The organism is Larkinella sp. VNQ87 (assembly GCF_049445795.1).
In the GTDB taxonomy this organism is placed as follows: domain Bacteria; phylum Bacteroidota; class Bacteroidia; order Cytophagales; family Spirosomataceae; genus Larkinella.
The window spans coordinates 62,779-83,204 of record NZ_JBMSDT010000018.1; the positions used below are offsets into that span (position 1 = coordinate 62,779).

Below are 20,426 nucleotides of genomic sequence, written 5' to 3' on the forward strand. Positions count from 1 at the left end.
AGAATAGCGAATATCGAACACTGAATATCGAATAGTGAAAACGGAAAACTGTCTCACCCCTGAAGCAAGACGGCACTGGTTTCGTCGACCGGGATGTGCAGGCGAAACAATGCCCCGTGCCGGTTTTCCATCGTGTACTGCCCCCCAAGCTGGTCGGTCAAACCGCCGATGAGTCGTTTTCCGAACGAACCGCCCCGGCTGTGCCACCGCTCCAGGTCCAGGCCCGGGCCGTTGTCCTGCACTTCCAGCACCATGCCGTCTTCGTTGAGCAACCGGATTTCGAGCCGGGGCTGGTCCGTCAGGCGATACGCGTATTTGAAGGCATTGGTGAGTAATTCATTCAAAATCAGCGCAATAGGGATGGCCAGGTCGATACTGATCTGCTCGTAATCGCTATGAAACCGGAAGGAGAGCTGCCGGTCCGAAAAACCGTAGGCATGAATCAGGCTCGTGGTGAGTTCCTGCACGTAGGGGCCAATGTCGATGGACGAAATCTGGTCGGTTTTGTACAACCGCTGGTGAATCAGCGACATGACCTCGATGCGCTGCTGGCCTTCCTGAAAGGCTTTGACGGCCTGCTCGTCGGTCAGACGGCTCGATTGCAGGTGCAACAGGCTCGACACAATGCTCAGGTTGTTCTTAACCCGGTGGTGCAACTCCTTCATCACCAGCCGCAATTGCTGCGACTGCTGCTCGATGCGGGCCTTGTCCTGCGCCAGTTCGCGGGTGCGGGCCTGCACTTTCTGCTCCAGTTCAAAATTCTGATTTTTGATCAGTTGTTCGGTCTGGTTTCGGTACGAAATCAGCTTGTTAGCCACGGCGACCGAAAACAGGATGGCGTGTGCTCCGGCGCTCATCAGTAGCAGGTTATGAATCGACCAGGCGTAGGTGATAAACCCGTAGATGTACAGCGACAGAAACAGGATGGCGATAATCGGCACGGTATACGCCACCAAAAACAGAAACGCCGGTTTGTAGCCCCGGGAGTAAAGTTTGATCCCGGCGTACAGCAGAAAAGCCGCCGAGAGCGGAGCCGCATTCTGGTAGAGCGTCGAAATGCCGGACAAACCCAGGCAAGCCGCCAGAAAGGTGAGCGAAAAGAGGGCAAAAAAGATCCGGAAGCCGATTTTCATGTACCGGTCGCCCTGCTGGCGGATGCGCAGGAAATAATACGCAAACGTGTTGGAAAGCAGGGCGGTAACAATCGGCAGGCCGAAGTAAATTCGCTCGTTCCACTCAAACGGAATCATCGGAAAGGCTTCGTAAAAATGGCCCGAGTAAATCGTAAGCTGGATGCAGAAAAAAAGCAGGTAGGCCGACAGCCGCAGATAGTCCCACTCGCGGGTGATGAAATACGTGAGCAGTTGGTACAGCACAACGGCCAGAATAATGCCGAACAGCGCTCCGGAGACGGTATTGAGTTTGTGAGAATTTTGAATCAGCGCGTATTCGGGGTAAATAAAAACCGGAAAAAACTTCCGCGTGAAGCGGCTCATGCGCATCAGGTACGTTCGCTGTTCGTGCTTCCGCAGCGACAGGCGCATGATGTCGTCGTTGGTAAAGAGGTATTTCTCCGTCAGCGAATACTGCGAACCGCCTTTGCCAATTAGCCGTGCCCTTCCCTGTTCCCATTCATACAGTTGAATTCCGGCAAAACCGACCGTCGGCACCACGGCGTAAACGTGCTGATCGGTTTCGTTCCGAACCGTAAAACGAAACCAGTACACATTGTTGGTGTCGACATCCAGCCGGATCTGGTGATAATCGAAAGGCCGGAAGGACGGCCAGACCTTCGCCAGATCGCCAATTCCGGCGGTCGATTGTACAAAATCGCTGTGGGGCGCCACCGCATACACCTGCTTCACGTCGGTGACGACCACCGGCGTTTCGGCGCGAGTTTCAGAGAGCCAGAGGAGAGTCAGCAGGCTGCTCAGCCACAGCGACTTCATTACGGTTGAAAGCGGCATGACGATGTTGCAGAATAACGTAGATGAGATCCAGAATAAAAACCGCAACGGCCAGGAGTTGCAGAAAGTACATGGTTGGGTACTTGATCCCGACAAACACGCTCATGGCTCCGTTGCCCAGCAGCCGACACCAGCCCACGGCGGGCGCGAACACACTGCCCGGCGGATGTTGCAGGAAGTGATAAATAAACATGGCTTCCATCACGACCGTAATGACGTAAGCCGAGGTAGCACCCATGCTCGTGTCGTAGCCTTCCTGGTAGAAAAAATAAAAAACCGGAATCCAGAACAGAAAAACCGCCCACTCAATCAGGGCGTGGTACGGCCGGACGATGGGGCTGGAAATCTGTTTGTAGCCGTACCGGAGCAGGAGGGCAAAGATCAGAATGTCCATGAAAAACCAGACGCGTAGCCCCCAGACGAACAACTGGCCCATGTCGGTCACGATCAGAAAGCCCCAGGCAAACTCCCAGGCAAAATTGGCCGAACCCGCCAGGCACGGCATTTCGACGTAGCGGTACCGAAAACCGTTCCGGATGATTAGAAAATAAGCCAGGTTCCAGAGCAGCGTTCCGGCCAGAATCAGACCGAGTTGCACCGGCGTGTAGTCGCAGAAGTTAATCCAGTCGTCGGGTGAGAACGTACAGGGTGTTTTCATTGGTGATGGGGCAAAGCGTCGTAGTCGGAAGCACTTTCGGTGAGGTAGGTGGGAATGTAAAACTGCACCTGCTTGAACTGGTTGAACATCACCGTCAGCGTTTGCAGGAAGTCGACGGACATGCGGCCGATCATCCAGCGCAGAAACGAATGCCGCTCTTCGACTTGCTGCACTCCGGCACAGAGCAGTTTCATTCGGTCGGCAAGTTGGTGTTCTTTCGCCAGCGGTTCGGCCGGAATGCCCAGCAGATCGCCAATCGCATCGGTGCAGTAAAACCGGATCAGCGCCGGAATGGCGTCTTTGAACAAACCGCCCACCTGCTGACGGGCTTCCGCAATCAGGGCCGCCGTGAGCTGCTGACCGGCGGTTGAAACCGCCTGCTGGTGGCGCAGAATGGTGTAACCGAGTTGCAGGGCACTGGCGTAATCGGGAGCCAGCAGCGCTGGTTCGACGCCGTTCCAGTGGCTGATCACGTTCCAGCAGTGAATATAAGCGTCTTTTTGGTCTTTCGTAAATGAAAAACCGCTCATTTCAAGTCCTTCCAGGACCAGCGCACTGAAGGCCAGCAGCGTTCCGGCCATGTCTTCCTGGTTGATGGGCGCACCGTAAACCGCCTGATTCCAGCCCCGTGCGTGGAGGTAATGGCGAATACAGGCGTGTATCAGCCGGACTTTCTGGGCTGTCACGATGCCGCGCCCGCCGGGATTAAGTCCGCCCGGTTCCATCGCAAAAATGACAAACTGAGCGGTTTCCATCAGCCGCCGAACGAGGTTGGGTTGACCACCGCGGGCCGTCATCAACCCGGTTTCGTACAACACCCGGGCACCGTGGGCGCAGGCATAGGTCATGGGCAGCGAGCGAAGCTGGAGCAACAGCGAAATAAACACGCCGTGGGACGCAAAGAGGTCCTGCGCGGTTTTGATGGCATCCGGGTTGGCCCAGGCGGGTGGGTGAGCCGTGGCGTCGAGGTACTGGCCGACGCGCCGACCCACGGGGCCGGGAAACAGATCCGGTTTCAGTTCATAGTTGCGCGTTAGGGTTTGCAGCAGTTGGTTTACCACCCGTAGGTCGTGGTCCTGAATCAAATCGGCCACCAGGCCGTCGGCCAACGGGTCCTGCCGGGAGCGGAAGGCTTCCAGTTCAGCGACAGTAAACGACATGAGGTAATCGGGATAGGGTTTGTCTGGCAAATATGATCAATATTACTCGAAAAGTGATGAACCCTACGACATATTTTGCGGGATGCGGTACCAGATACAGGACGCTGGATTAAAGAGGATTGGGAGGAAATAAGCAACAGCCCTGATGAAGAATTCGCCCATGCATCCTGTATCTTCTGTTTTGTCGGACTGTTTGTTGGTTTCCCGAAAGCGCCGGGAGCGGGAAAATGTACCTAGGGTTTTCCCTAATTTTCAAAAAACGGGGGTTTCCCCTATTTTAAAACCTATCTGTATTATCCTATTTTTGCTAAACAATATTCAATTGAAATCGAGGGGAGTCAAAAAATAAAGCTCTTTTTGTAACTTTAAAAGACTCCGGACGTGTTACGATAAAAGGCAATTCTGCCCAGATTCCGGCGGGAGTATCCCAGTCAAGAATACGAATAGATGATACGAGTACTGATTGCGGACGACCATAATGTGTTTGTGGAAGGGATTGCGTCGCTAATTTCCGGTTCGTCCGAAATTGAGGTGGCCGCGCGTTGTTTTGATGGGTCGTCGGTGGTGGAGCAGTTGAGTCTGATGCCGATTGATGTAGTGTTGCTGGACATTTCCTTTCCACACATCGAAGATGGTCTGGCGCTGTGTGAATACATCACCAAAAGTTACCCAGCCACGCGCGTGATTGCCCTGACGATGCACGACGACGCCAGCCTGATCAAGCGTGTGGTGAAGAAAGGTGCCCGGGGCTATTTGCTGAAAAACACGACCAAAGTAGAACTGTTGCAAGCCATTCGGACCGTACACGACGAAAAACCGTATTTCAACGAAACCATCACGAACATTCTGCTGCACGATGAACCCCGCCACCGAAAACCGGGCAGCGGAACCGGCGTCAAACCGAACCTGACTCCCCGGGAGTCGGAAGTACTGACGCTGATCTCGCAGGGATTGACCACCCAGCAAATGGCGACCCAGTTGTTTGTGAGTGTGAAAGCTATTGAATTTCACCGCAGTAGTTTGCTCATGAAGTTCAGTGTTCCGAACACGGCCCTGCTGATCAAAACCGCAATGGAATTGCATTGCATCGACTGACCAACGGTTTTTCATCGACAAGACAATAAAGTAATACTCCAATAGGTTTTATAGACTTTAGGTTTACAAACATAACTTTGTATTTTCATTTGATTATAAGTCTAATGATGAGCGGTTGGGTCGGTCGGCTCTTTCGAAGCGGTTTTCTAGGCGCAGTGCTGGTGCTGGGCTTCGGAGCCGGGATGTCGGCGGTGCAGGCCAGTCCCGAAACCGCGTCGATCGATAGTGTCAAAAATCAGATTAGGCAGTGGGTGCAGGACCGGGAGTTTGCGCAGGTGGCCAAAGCCTACGAACACCTGGGCTGGTTGTATCAGCAGCAATATGGTTACAACAAGTACACGCTCGATGCATATTTCAACGGCATGAAGTATTACCACCTGCGGGGCGATTCGCTGGGGTACTACAACGTCCACATCCGGATCGGCGATTATTATTCGCAGGATGTGTTCATGCAGCCGTACGCCAGGCAGTACCTGACTAAAGCGCTTCAGTATTTCACGCGGAAGCAGGACATGCCGAAAGTGATCGAGTGTCGACTGGCTTTTGCCAACCTGGCGCAACGGAAAGATCCGATTCCGAAAACGTTGATTGCGGAACTGCGGGAAACCGAGCGGATGAGTGTCCGGTTTAAGCAAACGCATTCGCAGGCGTTTGCGCTAAACTTGCTGGCTAACACCTATTTACGAAACAAGCAGCCGGACTCGGCCCAGTATTTTGCCAGTCGAAGCCTGACGCTGGCCCGGCAGTTGAATACCACCTGGATGATAGCGCTGAACTACTTTTATCTAGGCCTCGTCGAACAGTTTAAAAACCGCCCGCAGGAGGCTATTGCCGCCTACCGGAAGAGCTACCAACTGGCCGAATCCGAGAAAAACGTGTCCATGCTCCGGGAGTTGTCGCGGCATTCGGCGGATAGTTATTCGCACAAGGGCGACTACAAAAAGGCGTACGAGAGTGCCCTGAAGACGCTGAATTTTACAAACCAGTTCTACTATTCCGAACAGACGAAAAGCATCCGGCTGCAGGAACTCGACAGCCAGGTGAAAACGCTGGCCGTGGAAAAACAACTGGCCGAGGAGCAAAACCGGCACCAGCGCATGCTGACTATTATGCTGGGGGTCGGCCTGGTGATCAGTGTATTAGGCGTGTTTGCATTAATCTTTGGCCGGCGACAGCAGAAACTCATCAATCATCAACAAACTGTGATTGCGCAGCAGCAGATTCAGGAACTTGAACTGAAATCGTTACAGGCCATGATCGACGGGCAGGAGAGCGAGCGAAGCCGGATTGCCCGCGATCTGCACGACGGCCTGGGCATTCAGCTTTCCCGGATCAAGCTGTTTGTGGAAGCGCATCAGGAGCAGTTGCCGCTGTCGGTGAAAGAACCGCTGAACCAGTTTCTGGACGAAGCCTGTACGGAAACCCGGCTGATTTCGAGTGACTTGCGGCCGTATGCGCTCTCGACGTTCGGCCTGATCCCGGCGCTGGAAGACCTGGTGCAGAAGTTGAATCTGGTGAACGAAACCGCCCTGACACTTGAACACTACGGTGAGGTTCCGGCCCTGGGCGACGAAGCCTCGGTGATGATGTACCGGGTGGTGCAGGAATTGCTGAACAACGCACTGAAACACGCGGAAGCCGAAACGATTACGGTGCAAATGATGACCAATGACGAGGCCGTACTGATCAGTGTGGACGACGACGGCAAGGGCGGAGATTTCGAAGTTAATCCGGCTAAAGGCAACGGAATCGCTAACATCAACTCCCGGATTGCCTACCTCGGTGGCCAGGTGATGTGGCAGAGCGAACCCGGCAAAGGAACCTCCGTCATGATTTCGCTGCCGATGCACAAACTGGTCAAAAACTCATTAATAACAGTCTGACAACTATTCCTAAATCCTTAACGCATACCTTCAAAGTTCATGCCTGATTGACTGCTCTCTTGTGACCGTAGCGGACTGCTCCATCGCCGGAGCACCTGACCCGCCAACGGTTTGATTTTTCACCAAAACCGGATTTCGATTGCCTTACTCCCAAGCTTGTTTTTCGGGAGCGTGGCCCTTTTTGTCCCTTTTTTTCAATAACGTATGATAAAACATGTGCTTTCGGGGGTTTTGATCCTGAGTTACTGGACGGCAGTCCATGCCCAGGACCGAACCAAGACCATCGCCAGTCCGGGGAAAACGCCGGTGGTGATGGCGTCACTGAAAAATGCGAACGTCGGTAAATCCGATGTGAACGCCCTGGTAAAAGGGGTGGTTTCCGACGACAAAGGCAACACGCTGCCGGGTGCTACGGTGTCTGTTAAAGGCACGACGCAGGGCACCACCACGGACGCGGAAGGCCGGTTTTCGATCAACTTGCCTGCGGGTTCGAATGTGCTGGTGATTTCGTTCATCGGGATGAAAACGCAGGAGGTAGAGGTCGGCACCCGCACCAACCTGACCATCACGCTCGTGGCAAACGACCAGTCGCTGGATGAGGTCGTCGTGATCGGGTACGGAACCGCCAAGCGTTCCGACGTAACCTCGTCCATCACGACCATCAAAGCCACCGAACTGAAAGACATTCCGGCGGCTGGGGTCGACCAGTTACTTCAGGGAAAAGCGGCCGGGGTAACGGTAACGAGCAACGGCGGTCAGCCGGGCGGTGGGGTGTCGGTAAAAGTTCGTGGGGTCACGTCCATCAACAGCAACGACCCGCTGTTCGTGATCGACGGCGTGCCGTTCGTGAGCGGAAACACCTCCAACAGTACCGGGTACGCCGGGTTGGGCGGGGGCGACGGGCAAACCGGCAACAGCGTCATGGCGATGCTGAATCCGAACGATATTGAGAGCATCGACGTGCTGAAAGATGCCTCGGCCCAGGCTATTTACGGATCACAGGCGGCCAACGGTGTCATTCTGGTGACGACGAAAAAAGGCAAGCAGGGCGAAGGCAAGATCAATTACGAAATGTATACCGGCGTTTCGGAAGTAGCGAAACGACTGGATTTGATGAATTTGCAGGATTTTGCCCGCTACCAGAACGAGGTGCTGCCGATCATCGGCAACCCGGTAGCCGACGAATTCAAAAACCCGGATTTGCTCGGTCGGGGAACCGACTGGCAGGACGCCATGTTCCAGCGCGGCCGGATTAACAACCACCAGTTGAGCTTTTCGGGCGGACGCGAAAAAACGACCTACTACCTGTCTCTGAACTACTTCGACAACAAAGGGATATTGCTCGGTTCGGATTTTAAGCGGTATTCGACCCGGTTTAGCCTTGATAACCAGTTGAAAAGCTGGGCCAAAGTAGGGTTGAGCGCAAACGTGTCCCGCAGCATCCAGAATGTATCGCTGGCCGATGCCGCCGAGGGAACGATCTGGTGGGGTGCGGTGACGAGCCCGCTGGTGCCGGTGAAAAACCTCGACGGTTCGTGGGGTGGGGGCCAGACGGTTGGTGGGGTGCAGTACAGCAACTCCAACCTCGTCGGAAACAGCCAGTACCGGGGCAATACCAAAACGACGAACAACGTGTTTGGAAGCGCCTACCTCGAACTGCAACTGATGAAAGACCTCTCCCTGCGGAACGAAGTATCGTATTCGCTCGGGCAGGATAACAACGTGGCCTTCCAGAAAGCCGGAAACGTGGGCGGTACGTCGTTCCGGAGCAAGCTGATCGACTCGCGTTCGGACAGCTACTACTGGTCGCTGACGAACTACCTGAGTTACAACAAATACGTTGGCAAACACGGCATTCAGGCGACGCTCGGTCATCAGGCCCAGAACTCGTACTACCAGTCGATGTCGGGCACGAAAGTGGATTTGCAGGCCAACATTTTTGACCTCAACACCGGTAGTTCCGACCAGACCACCTGGGGCCTGAGCGGGGGCAAAGGCCACTGGGCCATGGAATCGTGGTTTGCCCGCGCCAACTATACCTACGATGACCGCTACTCGGTTTCGGCCAGCTTCCGGGCCGATGGCTCTTCGAACTTCGGGCCGAACAACCGCTGGGGCTATTTCCCGGGCGTGTCGGTGGGCTGGACGGTTTCCAACGAGAAATTCATGAAAGGCAGCGTGGCTAACGTGCTGAGTTACCTGAAAGTACGCGCCGGTTACGGGGCCGTCGGGAACCAGAACTTCCCGGGTGGAGCGCCGAACCCAGCCTATGTGGGCGCGGTGCAGTTCTTCTCCGGGCCGGTCGGTTTTGGTTCATCGAACATGATCAACGGGATTCCGAACCCGGACCTGAAATGGGAATCGGTCAAAACCACCAACGCCGGGGTTGACCTGGGCTTCCTGAACGGCCGGATCGATGCCACCATCGACGTGTACAAGAAAATAACGTCCGACATGATCATCTTCCTGACCGGACCGAACCTGATTGGCGTCGGGGATCAGTGGGACGACCTGAAAGCGCCCCTGGGCAACGCGGGTCAGATGACCAATACCGGGGTTGACCTGAGCATCACGAGCACAAACATCAAGAAAGGGCTGTTCACCTGGAAAACCAGCGCGGTGTTGACGCATTTCAAAAACACCTACGACAAAGCGGCCAGTGCGGCTTCGGCGCTCGACGGGAAAGTGTATTACAACAACTACCTCGTGACGCACACGACGCCCGGCAACCCGGTTGGTTCGTTCTGGGGGCTGGTCACGGATGGGTTGTACCGCACGCAGGAAGACCTCGACAAGAGCCTGCCGCAGTTTGGTTACAAGGTGAATCAAAACGAAACCTGGCTGGGCGACATACGGTTTAAGGACATCAACGGCGACGGCAAAATCGACGCGCAGGATTACACGTTCATCGGCAGTCCGCTTCCAAAATTTACCTGGGGGCTGACCAACTCGCTGACCTACAGTGGTTTCGATTTCTCGCTTTTCCTGCAAGGGAGCCAGGGCGCCAAGGCGTTCAACTTCCTGCGCTGGCAGTTGGAAGGGCTGAACAACGCCTGGTCGAACCAGCTCCGGACGGTCAATGACCGGTATACCGAAACCAACACGGACGGCACGCTGCCCCGGTTTACGACCACCAACAAGAACAACACCGCCATGTCGGATCGCTACGTGGAAGATGCTTCCTACTGGCGGATTCAGAACGTGACGCTGGGGTATCGGGTTCCGACTACGGTGTTGAGCAAAATCAAAATGACGAACCTGCGGATTTACGGTTCCATCCAGAACCTGAAGACCTTCACGAAGTACTCGGGTTACGACCCGGAAATCGGGGCCTTCAACAACAGCATCAAGCTCATGAACGTGGACATGGGCCACTACCCAAACCCGCGCACGTTCACGATCGGAGCGAATGTACAATTCTAAAAGCGAAAGAGTGAAAGGGCGAAAGAGCGAAAGGCTCTGCCGTAGACGGGTACTTTGCAGCGCGTTTCACTCTTTCGCTCTTTTTCTCTTTCACTCTTTGAGATTTAATCTTTGACTAACATGAAACGAAAATCCCTATATGCTCTGGCCCTTTCGGCGCTGCTGCTGGCTTCCTGCAAGGAGGACTTCATCGAGCGGCCCTCGCTGTCGGGCACGACCACCGGAAACTATTACAATAACGCGGAGGAAGTCCGGGCCGCGACCAGTACGCTCTACAGCGGTTTGCCCTGGCGGAACTACGAAAGCCGGGCGCAGGACGCCATCGGCGATGTGATGTCGGGCAACATGTTTACGTATACCGATGTTGATTTCCTGAACTTCACGGTTTCGTCGGCATCCGAGCGGATCGGCGCGGCCTGGGGCGCGTTCTACAAAATCATCGGCTACGCGAACGTGATGATCAAGACGTTCGAAGAGAAAAAAGCCGCCGGGGGTGGGGCTGCCTACCTCGATCCGGCCCTGGCCGAGTGCCACTTCATCCGGGGAACGCTGTATTTCTACATCGCCCGGACCTGGGGCGCGGCTCCGATCATCACCGATCCGGGTGCCACGGCGCTGTCGGGCAACTTCAACATTCCGCGTTACCTGCAAAAAGACGTGCTGCGGTTTGCGCTGGAAGAACTGCAACTGGCCGAAGCCGGGTTGCCGGAATCGGATGCGCCGGGCCGGTTGACGAAGTATTCGGCGAAAGGGATGATGGCGAAGCTGTATCTGTACAACAAGGACTACGCGAACGCCAAAGCCAAGGCTGAAGAAGTGATCAATTCCGGCAAGTACAGCCTGGTGGCCGACTACAACGGGATGTTCACGAAAATGAGCCTGAACAACAACCCGGAGTCGCTGTTCTCGATCCAGCACCAACTGGCCCAGGACCCCTGGGGAACCGGTAACATCAAAAACCCCGACCGCGGAGCCAGCGCCCTGCGGACCGCCGAAGCCGATGCCTGGGAAATGTATGTGCCCTCGCTCGATCTGCTGAACGAATATGAATTTGGTGATCTGCGCCGGAAATGGTCGGTAATGGAACACGGCTGGACCAAACCCGAGTGGAAACCGCAACGCGTCAATGCGCCCAAGTACAACGCCTTCATGGCCAACGGGTTTAAGTACGACACGCTGCAACCAACCGAAGACGGCGGAAGTCTGAGTCCAACCCGCTCGAACATTGCGAAATACTTCGCAGGTCCGGGCAAAAGCTTCGGTGGCGACCCGGTTTTGGGCCAAAACTCCGGCAACAACGTAGTGTTGCTGCGCTACGCCGACATCCTGCTGATTTACGCCGAGGCTACGCTGGCCGGTGCTGCTTCGACCAACGATCCGAAAGCCCTGCAAGCGTTGAATGCCGTCCGTACGCGGGCCGGGTTGGCCCCGCGCACCTCGCTGACGCTGGATCAGATTCTGCACGAGCGTCGGGTGGAGTTTGCCTTTGAAGGCGACTACTGGTATGACATTCAGCGCCAGGGGTTTGCCAAAGCGAAAGCCATCATTGAGAAACAAAACCGGGGTCCGGTAACGGGTGCCAGCTACATCACCAACTTCTCCGAAGACAAGATGTATCTGCCGATTCCGGCCGGTGAAATCGTGCAGGACCCCGAGCTGGGCAAAGATCCGGTTCCTTACTACAAGTAGTTCAAAGTGAATGGTTTAAGGTTTGTAGTGGGCTGCTCCCTTCTATGAACCTTAACCATAAACGATAAACCATAAACTATACAGTTCAGATGAAATTCAATCAACTGGCAGGGGTGTCATTTGCGGTCGTGCTGACCGGGTTGGTGATGACTTCCTGCGAAGAAGATACCGATGGCCGGCCGGAGTCAAAACCGGGCAATCCGGTGGCCACCGCCATCATGCCCGACTCGGCTGCGGGCGGAACAGTCGTTACGCTGACCGGAACGGGCCTGGGCGACATCCGGAGCATTGTTTTCGAGAAAGAAAACGTTCCGGCCGGTTTCCAGCCGACCCTGAATACCGACCAGGCGCTGATTTTCCGGGTGCCCGACGAGGTAGTCGGTGGTGTCCAGCAGGTCACGTTTACCAACAGTGAAGGCCGGTCGGTGTCGGTGCCATTCCGGGTGCTGGCCTATCCGACGGTGGCTGAGGTCTCCAACTACAACTTCACGAAAGGGGCGGAAATTACGCTGACCGGCAACAACCTGGACGATGTGACCTCGGTCAGATTGACCGGTACCTCGGACGCGGCTACCATTGTTTCGAAAGAGAAAAAGAAACTGGTCATTAAAATGCCCGCCAATACCGCCGTCAACCGGGCCACGCTGGATATTGTCAACGGCACAGGCCTGCTCCGGACCACCCAGGAGTTGACCAATCTGGACAAAGCGTATTCGATCTTTACGGATGCCTACGGTGCTGGTTTTCAGGATGGTTCCTGGGGTGATGCCGGAGCCATATCGACCAAGGAGTTCCGGACGGGAACCGCATCGGTCGGGAAGACGTACCAGAAAGGCAACTGGCACCTGATCGCGTTTGCCAACTGGTCGGCCTCGGCCATTTCCTACTCGCCGGAGTACACCTATGTAGCGGGCTGGATCAAAGGCGCGTCGGCCGACTACTCGCTGTACCTGACCACCGACGCCAGCAAAGCCGGTTTTGGCGGTTTTGACGAGAAGAACAAGATCAATGTAAAAGCCGGGGTCTGGAATTACTTCAAGTTCAAGCTGTCGGACATCGATTTCTGGTCGGCCGGGAAGAAGTTGTCGCAGGTCGGCTTCCGGATTCAGGGGCCTGACAAACAGGATGAAACGTTCTACTTCGACGACATCGTCCTGATCAAATAACCGCCCGTACCCACGGACTTTAGTCCGTGTGAGTTTAAATGACCAGTTAGGTAAAATAAACTCCCAAAACACGGACTAAAGTCCGTGGGTACGTTTTTTCGGATGCGATCCTTTTTACTACTTGCCCTGCTGGGTTGCTCGCCGGTTTCCGGGCCCGAATCAGTGTTGACGCCAGCCAAACCGGAAACCGTTCAAATCGAAGCGGAAACCGGAACGCTTTCCGGCGTGCAAACCGCCACTGCCTTACCCGGTTTTTCGGGAACGGGCTACGTGACCGGTTTTGACGATGCTACGGACAAACTGACGCTGACGTTCAACATCCCCGCCGGTTTGTACGAACTGGCGGTCGGCTATGCGTCGCCCTCGGGTGATAAAGGTGTTGATTTTCAGATCAACGACGAGAAGGGGGGCGGTACACTGAAGCAAACGCCGTCAGGGTTCAAAACCGCCCGTCTGGGCCTGTTCCGGTTGCGCGACGGCCAGAACACCGTTACCATTCTCCGGGGTTGGGGCTATTTCAGCATCGATTACCTGCAGGCCCGGCCAGCCACCGTCGCGCTGCCCGCCAAACCGCCCAAAAACCTCACGGATGCCAAGGCAATGGCTTCGACCAGGGCGCTGTTTTCGTTTCTGGTCGATCAGTACGGCCAAAAAGTGCTGTCGGGGCAGCAGGACGATGTCGAATACATTCTGGAGAAAACCGGCAAAGAACCGGCCATCGGCGCGTTTGACCTGATGGATTACTCACCCAGCCGGGCGCAGCGCGGAGCCGTTCCGCAGCGGTCGAGCGAAGCGTGCATTGCCTGGGCGAAGAAAGGCGAAGGACGCGGCATCGTCAGCCTGGCCTGGCACTGGAACGCGCCGACAGATTTGATTGATGAAAAACCCGATAAACTCTGGTGGAGCGGTTTTTATACCCGCGCGACCACCTTCGACCTAGCTGCGGTTTTGGCAGATAAACAGGGAGAAAGGTATCAGTTGCTGCTGCGCGACATTGACGTGATTGCCGGTGAACTGAAGAAGTTCCAACTCGCCGACGTGCCCGTGCTCTGGCGACCGCTGCACGAAGCTTCCGGCGGCTGGTTCTGGTGGGGGGCCAAAGGACCGGGGCCGTTCAAGAAACTCTGGCAACTGCTGTACGACCGGCTGACGAACCACCATCAACTCCACAACCTGATCTGGGTGTACACCGCCACCGATTCGGTGAAGCCCGACTGGTACCCCGGCGATGCGTACGTCGATATCGTCGGCATGGATATTTACACCGACGCAACCGCCAGCCTGAGCGGCAATTGGGCAGATGCACAAGGCCGGTTCAACGGCAAAAAAATGGTGACCTTATCGGAAACCGGGAATCTGCCGGATGCCGGTAAAATCCGTGATTTTGGCACCTGGTGGTCGTGGTTCGCGGTCTGGACCGGGACCGATTACATCAAAAAACAACCCCTTGAGCGTCTGAAGGCGGTTTTTACAGATAAAGACGTACTGACCCGCGACGAACTGCCCGACTGGCGGGTCGGGGGTGGAAACGGCGGTGCGGTTTCATCCCAGCGATAAAACCGCACCGGTTTATTTCTTCGCCTGTTTCACCGGTTCGCGGGTGCGCAGGAAGGCCACCAGGTCGATGATTTCGCTTTCTGTCAGGTTATTCAGCAAACCGGTCGGCATCAGGGAAACCGGCGTGGTTTCGCGTGACTGGATTTCGGATTTGTTCAGCCTGACCGGGTCCTGACCCACCACGCGCAAGGTGACCTGCCGCTCATTTTCGCCCATGACATTGCCCGAATACGTCCGACCATCGCGGGTTGTGATCACCACCATTTTGTAATCATCCTGAATTTCACCACTCGGATTTAGGATGTTGCTCAGCAGATAATCCAGGTTGGCGCGGTTGGAGCCCGTTATGTCCGGGCCGATGTTACCGCCTTCGCCGTATAGCTTGTGGCAGGGACCGCAGGTGCGCTGAAACACCAGCCGACCTTTGGCGGTATTCGCGCTGACCATTGCCCGGTCGTTGAGCAGTTTCTGGTAGCGCGCGTAGGCTTTTTCATCGATGCCGTCCTGCTCAATCGGCCCCCAGACTTCGACAAAACCGCTCCCGACGACCCGGAGCAGTTGGCGAGCCGCGTAGGTCGGCACATCCCGCTTCGGAATCCGGTTTGCTTTCAGCGCCTGCGTGAGTTGCCAGCCGTATTTGGGCCGCGACGACATCGTTTGTACCACCTGCAATTTTTCGGAAGCACTGAACTCCGGGTACTTCGCCAACAGCAGTTCGCCCAGCGATTCGCGGTCGTACCCGGCAATGGCCCGGATGGTTTCGGTGCGTAGCGCCGGTTCATTTAGCAACGCCGGGAGTTCGGGTAACAATTCGGGCCGCTGCTGACCCGCAATGGATCGTAACGCTTTCAACCGTTGTTCCAGCGGGGCTTTGCGGTTTTTCAGTGTCGCCAGCGATTGCCGGGCGCTTTCGGTATCGCCAAACTGCTGCGCGACCTGCTGCGACAGCGGAGCCACATTCGGATTCGTTTTCAGTTTGGCCAAAACCGCTTTCCAGTTGGCGGGCGCTTCCAAATCCGTGCGGCCTTCCAGCGCGTCGCGCATGCCTTCCAGCAGGCTCACCTGTGTTTTGGGCGATTTGCCGAGGGCCGCCACCAGCGCACTGGTTTGGTCGGCGTCGACGGTCCGGCGGGCAATAAACCGAGCCACCATCGGAATCTCGCAGCGGGCGGCCAGGTCCAGCGCCCGTTCAGGATTTTGTTTAACGAGCGGTTCGAAACCGTACCAGATCATTTTCGGCAGGTTGTGGTCGTTCTGGTCCTCGCCGTGCCGCATCAGGTTTTCGGCGATTTTCCAGCCGGTTTCGGCATCCACCCGTTGCAGGGCCGAAGCCAGGTACAGCCGCACCACCGGCGAGGGATCTTGCTGAGCCATCTGCACGAATTTGTCCCGGGCCGTCGGAGAAGCCGCACGGTCTTCGCACAGCAACTGAATGGTCCAGGCGCGCACGTAGGCGTCTTTGTCATCCAGACTATTCACCAGCGCGTTGGCCTCAAAACCGCCCGTAACGTGCAATGCCCACATCGCCCGCAGCCGGTAATCCGGGTTTGAATTCGTCTCGAATACTTGCCGCAGTTGGGCGTGCGTCTGGCCGTCGAGCTTGCCTTTCGTGGCCCGGTTTTGCAGGATCAACCGCGCCCGGCGGGCGTGCCAGTCGCTCCGGACGGTTTGCAGACCGACGAGTTGCGCATCGGTCATTTTGTTGAGGTCGGAATAGCGGCTCGCGAAGTTTTCGGCCCGCGAGGTTTTGGGCGTAATCCGGAAAATCCGGCCGGTTTCGCCGTTCAGGACCTCCTTGCCGCAAATGTCGGCATCGTGCCAGTCGAGCACATACAGCGCCCCTTCCGGCCCGACTTCCATGCTAAAGCCGACCCACTGGGCGTTGTTGGCCTGTACAAAATCATCGCCGTGGTGCCCGACGTAACCCGAGCCTTTCGGTTCCAAAATGTCCGACAAAACCGCGTGTTCGTGAATATTCGCCATGAAAAGTCGTCCCTGTTCGGATTCGGGAAAGGCATCAGACTGGTACACCCGTGCTCCGCCGTGGGCCGAGCGGTGGCTGTGGTCGGTGATGGTTTTGATGTCGTTGTAAACGTACGGGTTGAAGTGCTGCCCACCCTGCCGGTGGTAAATGCCGCCCGGAATGACGTGCCAGAGGTGCGGAATCACGCAGGCCGTCATCACGAGTTGCCCCTTGGCGTTGTAGTCGATGCCCCAGGGGTTGCTAAAACCGTGTGCCACCACCTCAAAGCGGTCTTTCGTGGGGTGATACCGCCAGACGCCCCCGTTGATGTCGACGCCCTCGCCCTGTAAAATTTCGGCTTCCGGGAACGGATCGTTGTGTTTGTACAGTTTGCCCTTACCGTTCGGTTTCCGCACTTTCGAGGGCGTGGCAAATCCCTGCAAGCCGTACAGCCAGCCGTCGGGCCCCCAGTGCAGGCTGTTGAGCGTTTCGTGCCGGTCGCGGATGCCCCAGCCCGTCAGCCGTACTTCAATGTCTTTCTCGTCGGCCACATCGTCGCCGTTGCGATCCGGCACAAAGAGCAGGTTTGGTGGTGCGCCGAGATAGAGCCCGTCGAAGCCCACAGCCATCGCGGCCGGGAACGGAATGCTGTCGAGAAAGACCTTTTGTTTGTCGGCCATGCCGTCCTGGTTGGTGTCTTCCAGAATTAGAATCCGGCTGTTTCCGGCTTTCGAAAAACCGTATCCCCGCGATTCGTAATCCCGGTTTTCGGCCACCCAGAGCCGACCCCGGTCGTCCCAGCAGAAGGCCATCGGCTGCGTAATCATCGGTTCCGACGCCCAGACGTTGACCTGAAAACCGTCTTTGACCGTCATGCTCTTCACGGCTTCCTCGGGCGTCAGGAATTTGGCTTCCCGCCCTTCTTTCTGGGCCAGGCTCCAGAGCGAATACGTCGAGTTGACACCACTAAATTCGCCCCAGGTTTTGGTCAATTCCACATCGTTGAGGTCGCCGGTGTAGACCACCAACTGATGCCGGATAATCTCGGTATCGCCTTTTTTGATGGTCCAGTCGCCCGTCCGCGCCCGCGCCGGACCAATGCCGAGCTGTCCGTCGACGCGCCAGGGCTGGGGGTAGCCTTTGTTTTCGGGATGATCGAAGATGGCGATGTGCGCCAGGTCGTTGCGGCCTTCCACCTGCATCCCGACATCGACCCACATGGCGCGCTGGCCTTCGGCTTTCTCGTTGCGCTGCCGGGCCGCGTTGATCACCTCGCCTTTGATGCCTTCCCGCCAGGGCATCCGCAGAAACAAGCCGCCGTAGTCGTATTTGCCAATCCTCACGTCGGTGTTGGCCTTGCCTTTCCACTCCAGATCGAGCAGAAACTTCCCGGCTTTCTCGCGCATCGACCAGTTCTGGGTTTCGGTCAAAACCGCCTGGCCTTTTTCGTCCAGCAACTCATACACGGTTTGCCATTTCACCTCCGCGCCGGTAGCCTGAATAATTTTGGCCGACACCCGACGCCAGTAATCGCCCTGGGGGTGGTGGAAGTAGTCGCGGCCGTTGACGCGCGTAAAGCCCCAGTACAAGCCGGTTTGGTGCTTGTGGTGGCCGGGGCTGTACTCGGTCAGCACGCCTTTGCCGTCGGGGGCCACGATGGGGTGGAGGTAGGGCCGGAAATCCGCTTTGGCGTTCTGCACCAGAATCGGGGTTTTGCCGCCCGGCCGGAAGACCGACAGCGTGCCGGTTTTCATATCCTGTTTCAGGAGGAGCTTCTTCGCCGGTTCGGGCGGTTGGAGGGAGGCCAGGGGCCGGGAAGATTGGAAAATGCTGCCCGAGCAAAGGACAATCAGGACCAGAAGCAAAGGAAACGATTTCATGGCGGAACGAGCGGACTGGGTTTCGTGCAAACGTATCTACGATAAGGTAAAGACTGTTCCGGAGCTACTTTACCCGGCTTTTGTCATTTTCTTCCTTCCAAACAACGATCTCCTTCCGATTGAGGAAGAAACCCTTCCGGATATTGCAGATTAATTTTAACTTTTCCGGCTACTTTTCCGATAGAAGAAAATTTTTTATTGGAATCGTACGGTTTTAATGTTTACATTAGCTTTTTGTTACCAGATTCCTCTACTTTATTAACCGAAGACCCGTCGAGAGTTTGCTGTATGCGTATCCGGAAATTACCCATTCGGTTGAGCCAAGATGCTGAAAAGGACATTACCCGGCAGTTAAAAGCGGGCGATGAGAAAGCTTTTGAGGAAATTTTCTACCGGCATTACAAGCATTTGTACGCCATCGGCCTGAAATTTCTGAAAGATCCGGATCGGGCCGAGGATGCGGTGCAGGACGTTTTTCTCAAACTCTGGGATCATCGGGAAGCGCTCAACGAAACCTACGCCATCAAGAATTTTCTGTCCATCTCGATGAAGAATCACGTGTTGAACGTGATTCGCGACCACCACGAAGCCATCTGGGAATACCTTTCGAACGAGGTGGAAGACAAACTGGGCGAAGATTCGACCAGCGAGGCCTTCCAGTTGCAGGAATACAGCGCCATTCTGGAACAGGGGCTTAAGGCCTTGACGCCCCAGCGCGAAAAAGTGTTCCGGCTCCGGGTGTTCAACGGACTGAACAACGAGCAGGTCGCCCGGCAGTTGTCGGTTTCGGTCAATACCGTCAAAGTACAGTTTTCGCAGGCGACCAAATTTCTGAAAGACTACCTCAGCAAACACGCCGATCTGGAGGGAATTCTGCCCGCGCTGATTTTTTTCCTGCTTTCCTAATTTTTTTTCTCCGACCAGTAATACTTCCCGGTTTCAAATGTGTATCTACTTAGGAAGAATAGTATTATTCCTAAGCCCTTTCGATGGATACACAACTTCTACAGAAGTACATACGAAACGAGTGCAGCCCTGAAGAAGCCCGGGCGGTTTTATTGTATCTGGCAACGGCCGATGGGCAACGTCAGTTACAGTACCTGCTGGACACAGAGCTGAACGACCTGGCCGAGTTGCCGCTCGATGTATCCGAACGACGGGAGGCCCAGCGGGTTTTTCAACAAATCCAGACCCGGCGAAGAACGGTTTCGGACATTCCGGCCAACACGCCCATCCGGCGGTTGGGTGTGCGCTGGATGGCGGCAGCGGCCGTTGCGCTGCTGGTGCTGGGCGTGGGTGCGCTGTTCTTTTACCGACAGTATGCCGCTCCGGAGTTATTGACGCTTCGTACCGATTTTGGCCAGACCCGGCAGGTTGTTTTGCCCGACCAGTCCATTGTCACCCTGAATGGGAATACCTCCATCCGGTATGCCGCGAACTGGCAAACCGACGCGCCCCGCGAGGTTTGGGTGGAAGGAGAAGCCTTCTTTGAAGTCGTTCACAAGGCCAATCACCAGCGGTTTCAGGTTCATTTACCCGGTCAGATGAACGTGGAGGTACTGGGCACGCGCTTCAATGTCTACACCCGGAAAACCACCACCAAAGTGGTCCTGAACGAAGGCCGGATTCAGATGCGGGTCTCCGACAACCCGAACAATCACCTCGAAATGAAACCGGGCGAAATGTTCTTCGCCGATGCGCAAACCAACTCCTTTTACAAGAAGCAGGTCAATGCACAGGCCCAGTCGTCCTGGCGCACAGATAAACTGGTTTTCGAAGGATCGTCGCTCGAAGAGATTGCCCAGCTTTTGAAAGATACGTACGGACTGGAGGTTGAAATCCGGGATCCGGAGTTGCGGCAACAGCGCGTGAGCGGGACCATTCCCGGGAAAAATGCGGACACGATTCTGAAAGGGCTTTCCGGCCTGTTTGATGCGAAAATTACCCGTAATGCTAACCATATCCTGATTGAATAACTGATCTCT

Annotated in this window: 12 protein-coding genes; 8 read left to right on the top strand and 4 right to left on the bottom strand. The window is 55.8% G+C overall.

What is annotated here, in order from left to right; translation table 11 throughout:
- Positions 1 to 53: 53 nt before the first annotated feature.
- Genes ACO2Q8_RS26120 through ACO2Q8_RS26130 form a run of 3 tightly spaced genes read right to left on the bottom strand, consistent with a single transcriptional unit; the run spans position 54 to position 3,785 of the window.
- Positions 54 to 1,949 (bottom strand): 7TM diverse intracellular signaling domain-containing protein, encoded by a 1,896-nt coding sequence (locus tag ACO2Q8_RS26120; RefSeq protein ID WP_423347838.1) that lies wholly within the window; start codon positions 1,947 to 1,949, stop codon positions 54 to 56.
- The gene (locus tag ACO2Q8_RS26125; protein WP_423347839.1) at positions 1,900 to 2,625 is read right to left on the bottom strand and encodes a hypothetical protein; all 726 of its coding nucleotides are present in this window, start codon (positions 2,623 to 2,625) and stop codon (positions 1,900 to 1,902) included. The genes ACO2Q8_RS26120 and ACO2Q8_RS26125 overlap by 50 nt, the downstream gene beginning before the upstream one ends.
- A complete protein-coding gene (locus tag ACO2Q8_RS26130; protein WP_423347840.1) occupies positions 2,622 to 3,785 on the bottom strand; it encodes an oxygenase MpaB family protein in 1,164 nt (387 codons plus the stop codon). The genes ACO2Q8_RS26125 and ACO2Q8_RS26130 overlap by 4 nt, the downstream gene beginning before the upstream one ends.
- 447 nt (positions 3,786 to 4,232) lie before the next feature.
- Between ACO2Q8_RS26130 and ACO2Q8_RS26135 the strand changes: the two genes are divergently transcribed.
- The 6 genes from ACO2Q8_RS26135 (at position 4,233) to ACO2Q8_RS26160 (ending at position 14,598) form a co-directional block, all read left to right on the top strand.
- The gene (locus tag ACO2Q8_RS26135) at positions 4,233 to 4,880 is read left to right on the top strand and encodes a response regulator transcription factor (protein ID WP_423347841.1); all 648 of its coding nucleotides are present in this window, start codon (positions 4,233 to 4,235) and stop codon (positions 4,878 to 4,880) included.
- Between the two features lie 89 nt (positions 4,881 to 4,969).
- Positions 4,970 to 6,763: a sensor histidine kinase gene (locus ACO2Q8_RS26140; RefSeq protein WP_423347842.1), complete on the top strand. Its 1,794-nt coding sequence runs from the start codon at positions 4,970 to 4,972 to the stop codon at positions 6,761 to 6,763.
- A gap of 204 nt (positions 6,764 to 6,967) precedes the next feature.
- Positions 6,968 to 10,186, top strand: a complete 3,219-nt coding sequence (locus ACO2Q8_RS26145; protein ID WP_423347843.1) for a SusC/RagA family TonB-linked outer membrane protein — start codon at positions 6,968 to 6,970, stop codon at positions 10,184 to 10,186.
- Between the two features lie 120 nt (positions 10,187 to 10,306).
- On the top strand, positions 10,307 to 11,875 hold the full coding sequence (locus ACO2Q8_RS26150) for a RagB/SusD family nutrient uptake outer membrane protein (protein ID WP_423347844.1): 1,569 nt from the start codon (positions 10,307 to 10,309) through the stop codon (positions 11,873 to 11,875).
- A gap of 89 nt (positions 11,876 to 11,964) precedes the next feature.
- The gene (locus tag ACO2Q8_RS26155; protein WP_423347845.1) at positions 11,965 to 13,041 is read left to right on the top strand and encodes a cell shape determination protein CcmA; all 1,077 of its coding nucleotides are present in this window, start codon (positions 11,965 to 11,967) and stop codon (positions 13,039 to 13,041) included.
- Between the two features lie 102 nt (positions 13,042 to 13,143).
- Positions 13,144 to 14,598, top strand: coding sequence for a glycosyl hydrolase (locus ACO2Q8_RS26160; RefSeq protein ID WP_423347846.1), 1,455 nt, complete (start codon positions 13,144 to 13,146; stop codon positions 14,596 to 14,598).
- A 12-nt stretch (positions 14,599 to 14,610) separates the two neighbouring features.
- Here ACO2Q8_RS26160 and ACO2Q8_RS26165 read toward each other — a convergent pair whose 3' ends face one another.
- Positions 14,611 to 18,441 carry a PVC-type heme-binding CxxCH protein gene (locus tag ACO2Q8_RS26165; protein WP_423347847.1) on the bottom strand — a complete coding sequence of 1,277 codons (3,831 nt, stop codon included), beginning with the start codon at positions 18,439 to 18,441 and terminating at the stop codon, positions 14,611 to 14,613.
- Positions 18,442 to 18,729: 288 nt separating this feature from the next.
- Between ACO2Q8_RS26165 and ACO2Q8_RS26170 the strand changes: the two genes are divergently transcribed.
- Together ACO2Q8_RS26170 and ACO2Q8_RS26175 are read left to right on the top strand one after the other, a co-directional pair.
- On the top strand, positions 18,730 to 19,347 hold the full coding sequence (locus tag ACO2Q8_RS26170; protein ID WP_423347848.1) for an RNA polymerase sigma-70 factor: 618 nt from the start codon (positions 18,730 to 18,732) through the stop codon (positions 19,345 to 19,347).
- Positions 19,348 to 19,430: 83 nt separating this feature from the next.
- Positions 19,431 to 20,417 (top strand): FecR family protein, encoded by a 987-nt coding sequence (locus ACO2Q8_RS26175; RefSeq protein ID WP_423347849.1) that lies wholly within the window; start codon positions 19,431 to 19,433, stop codon positions 20,415 to 20,417.
- The last annotated feature ends 9 nt before the right edge of the window (positions 20,418 to 20,426 follow it).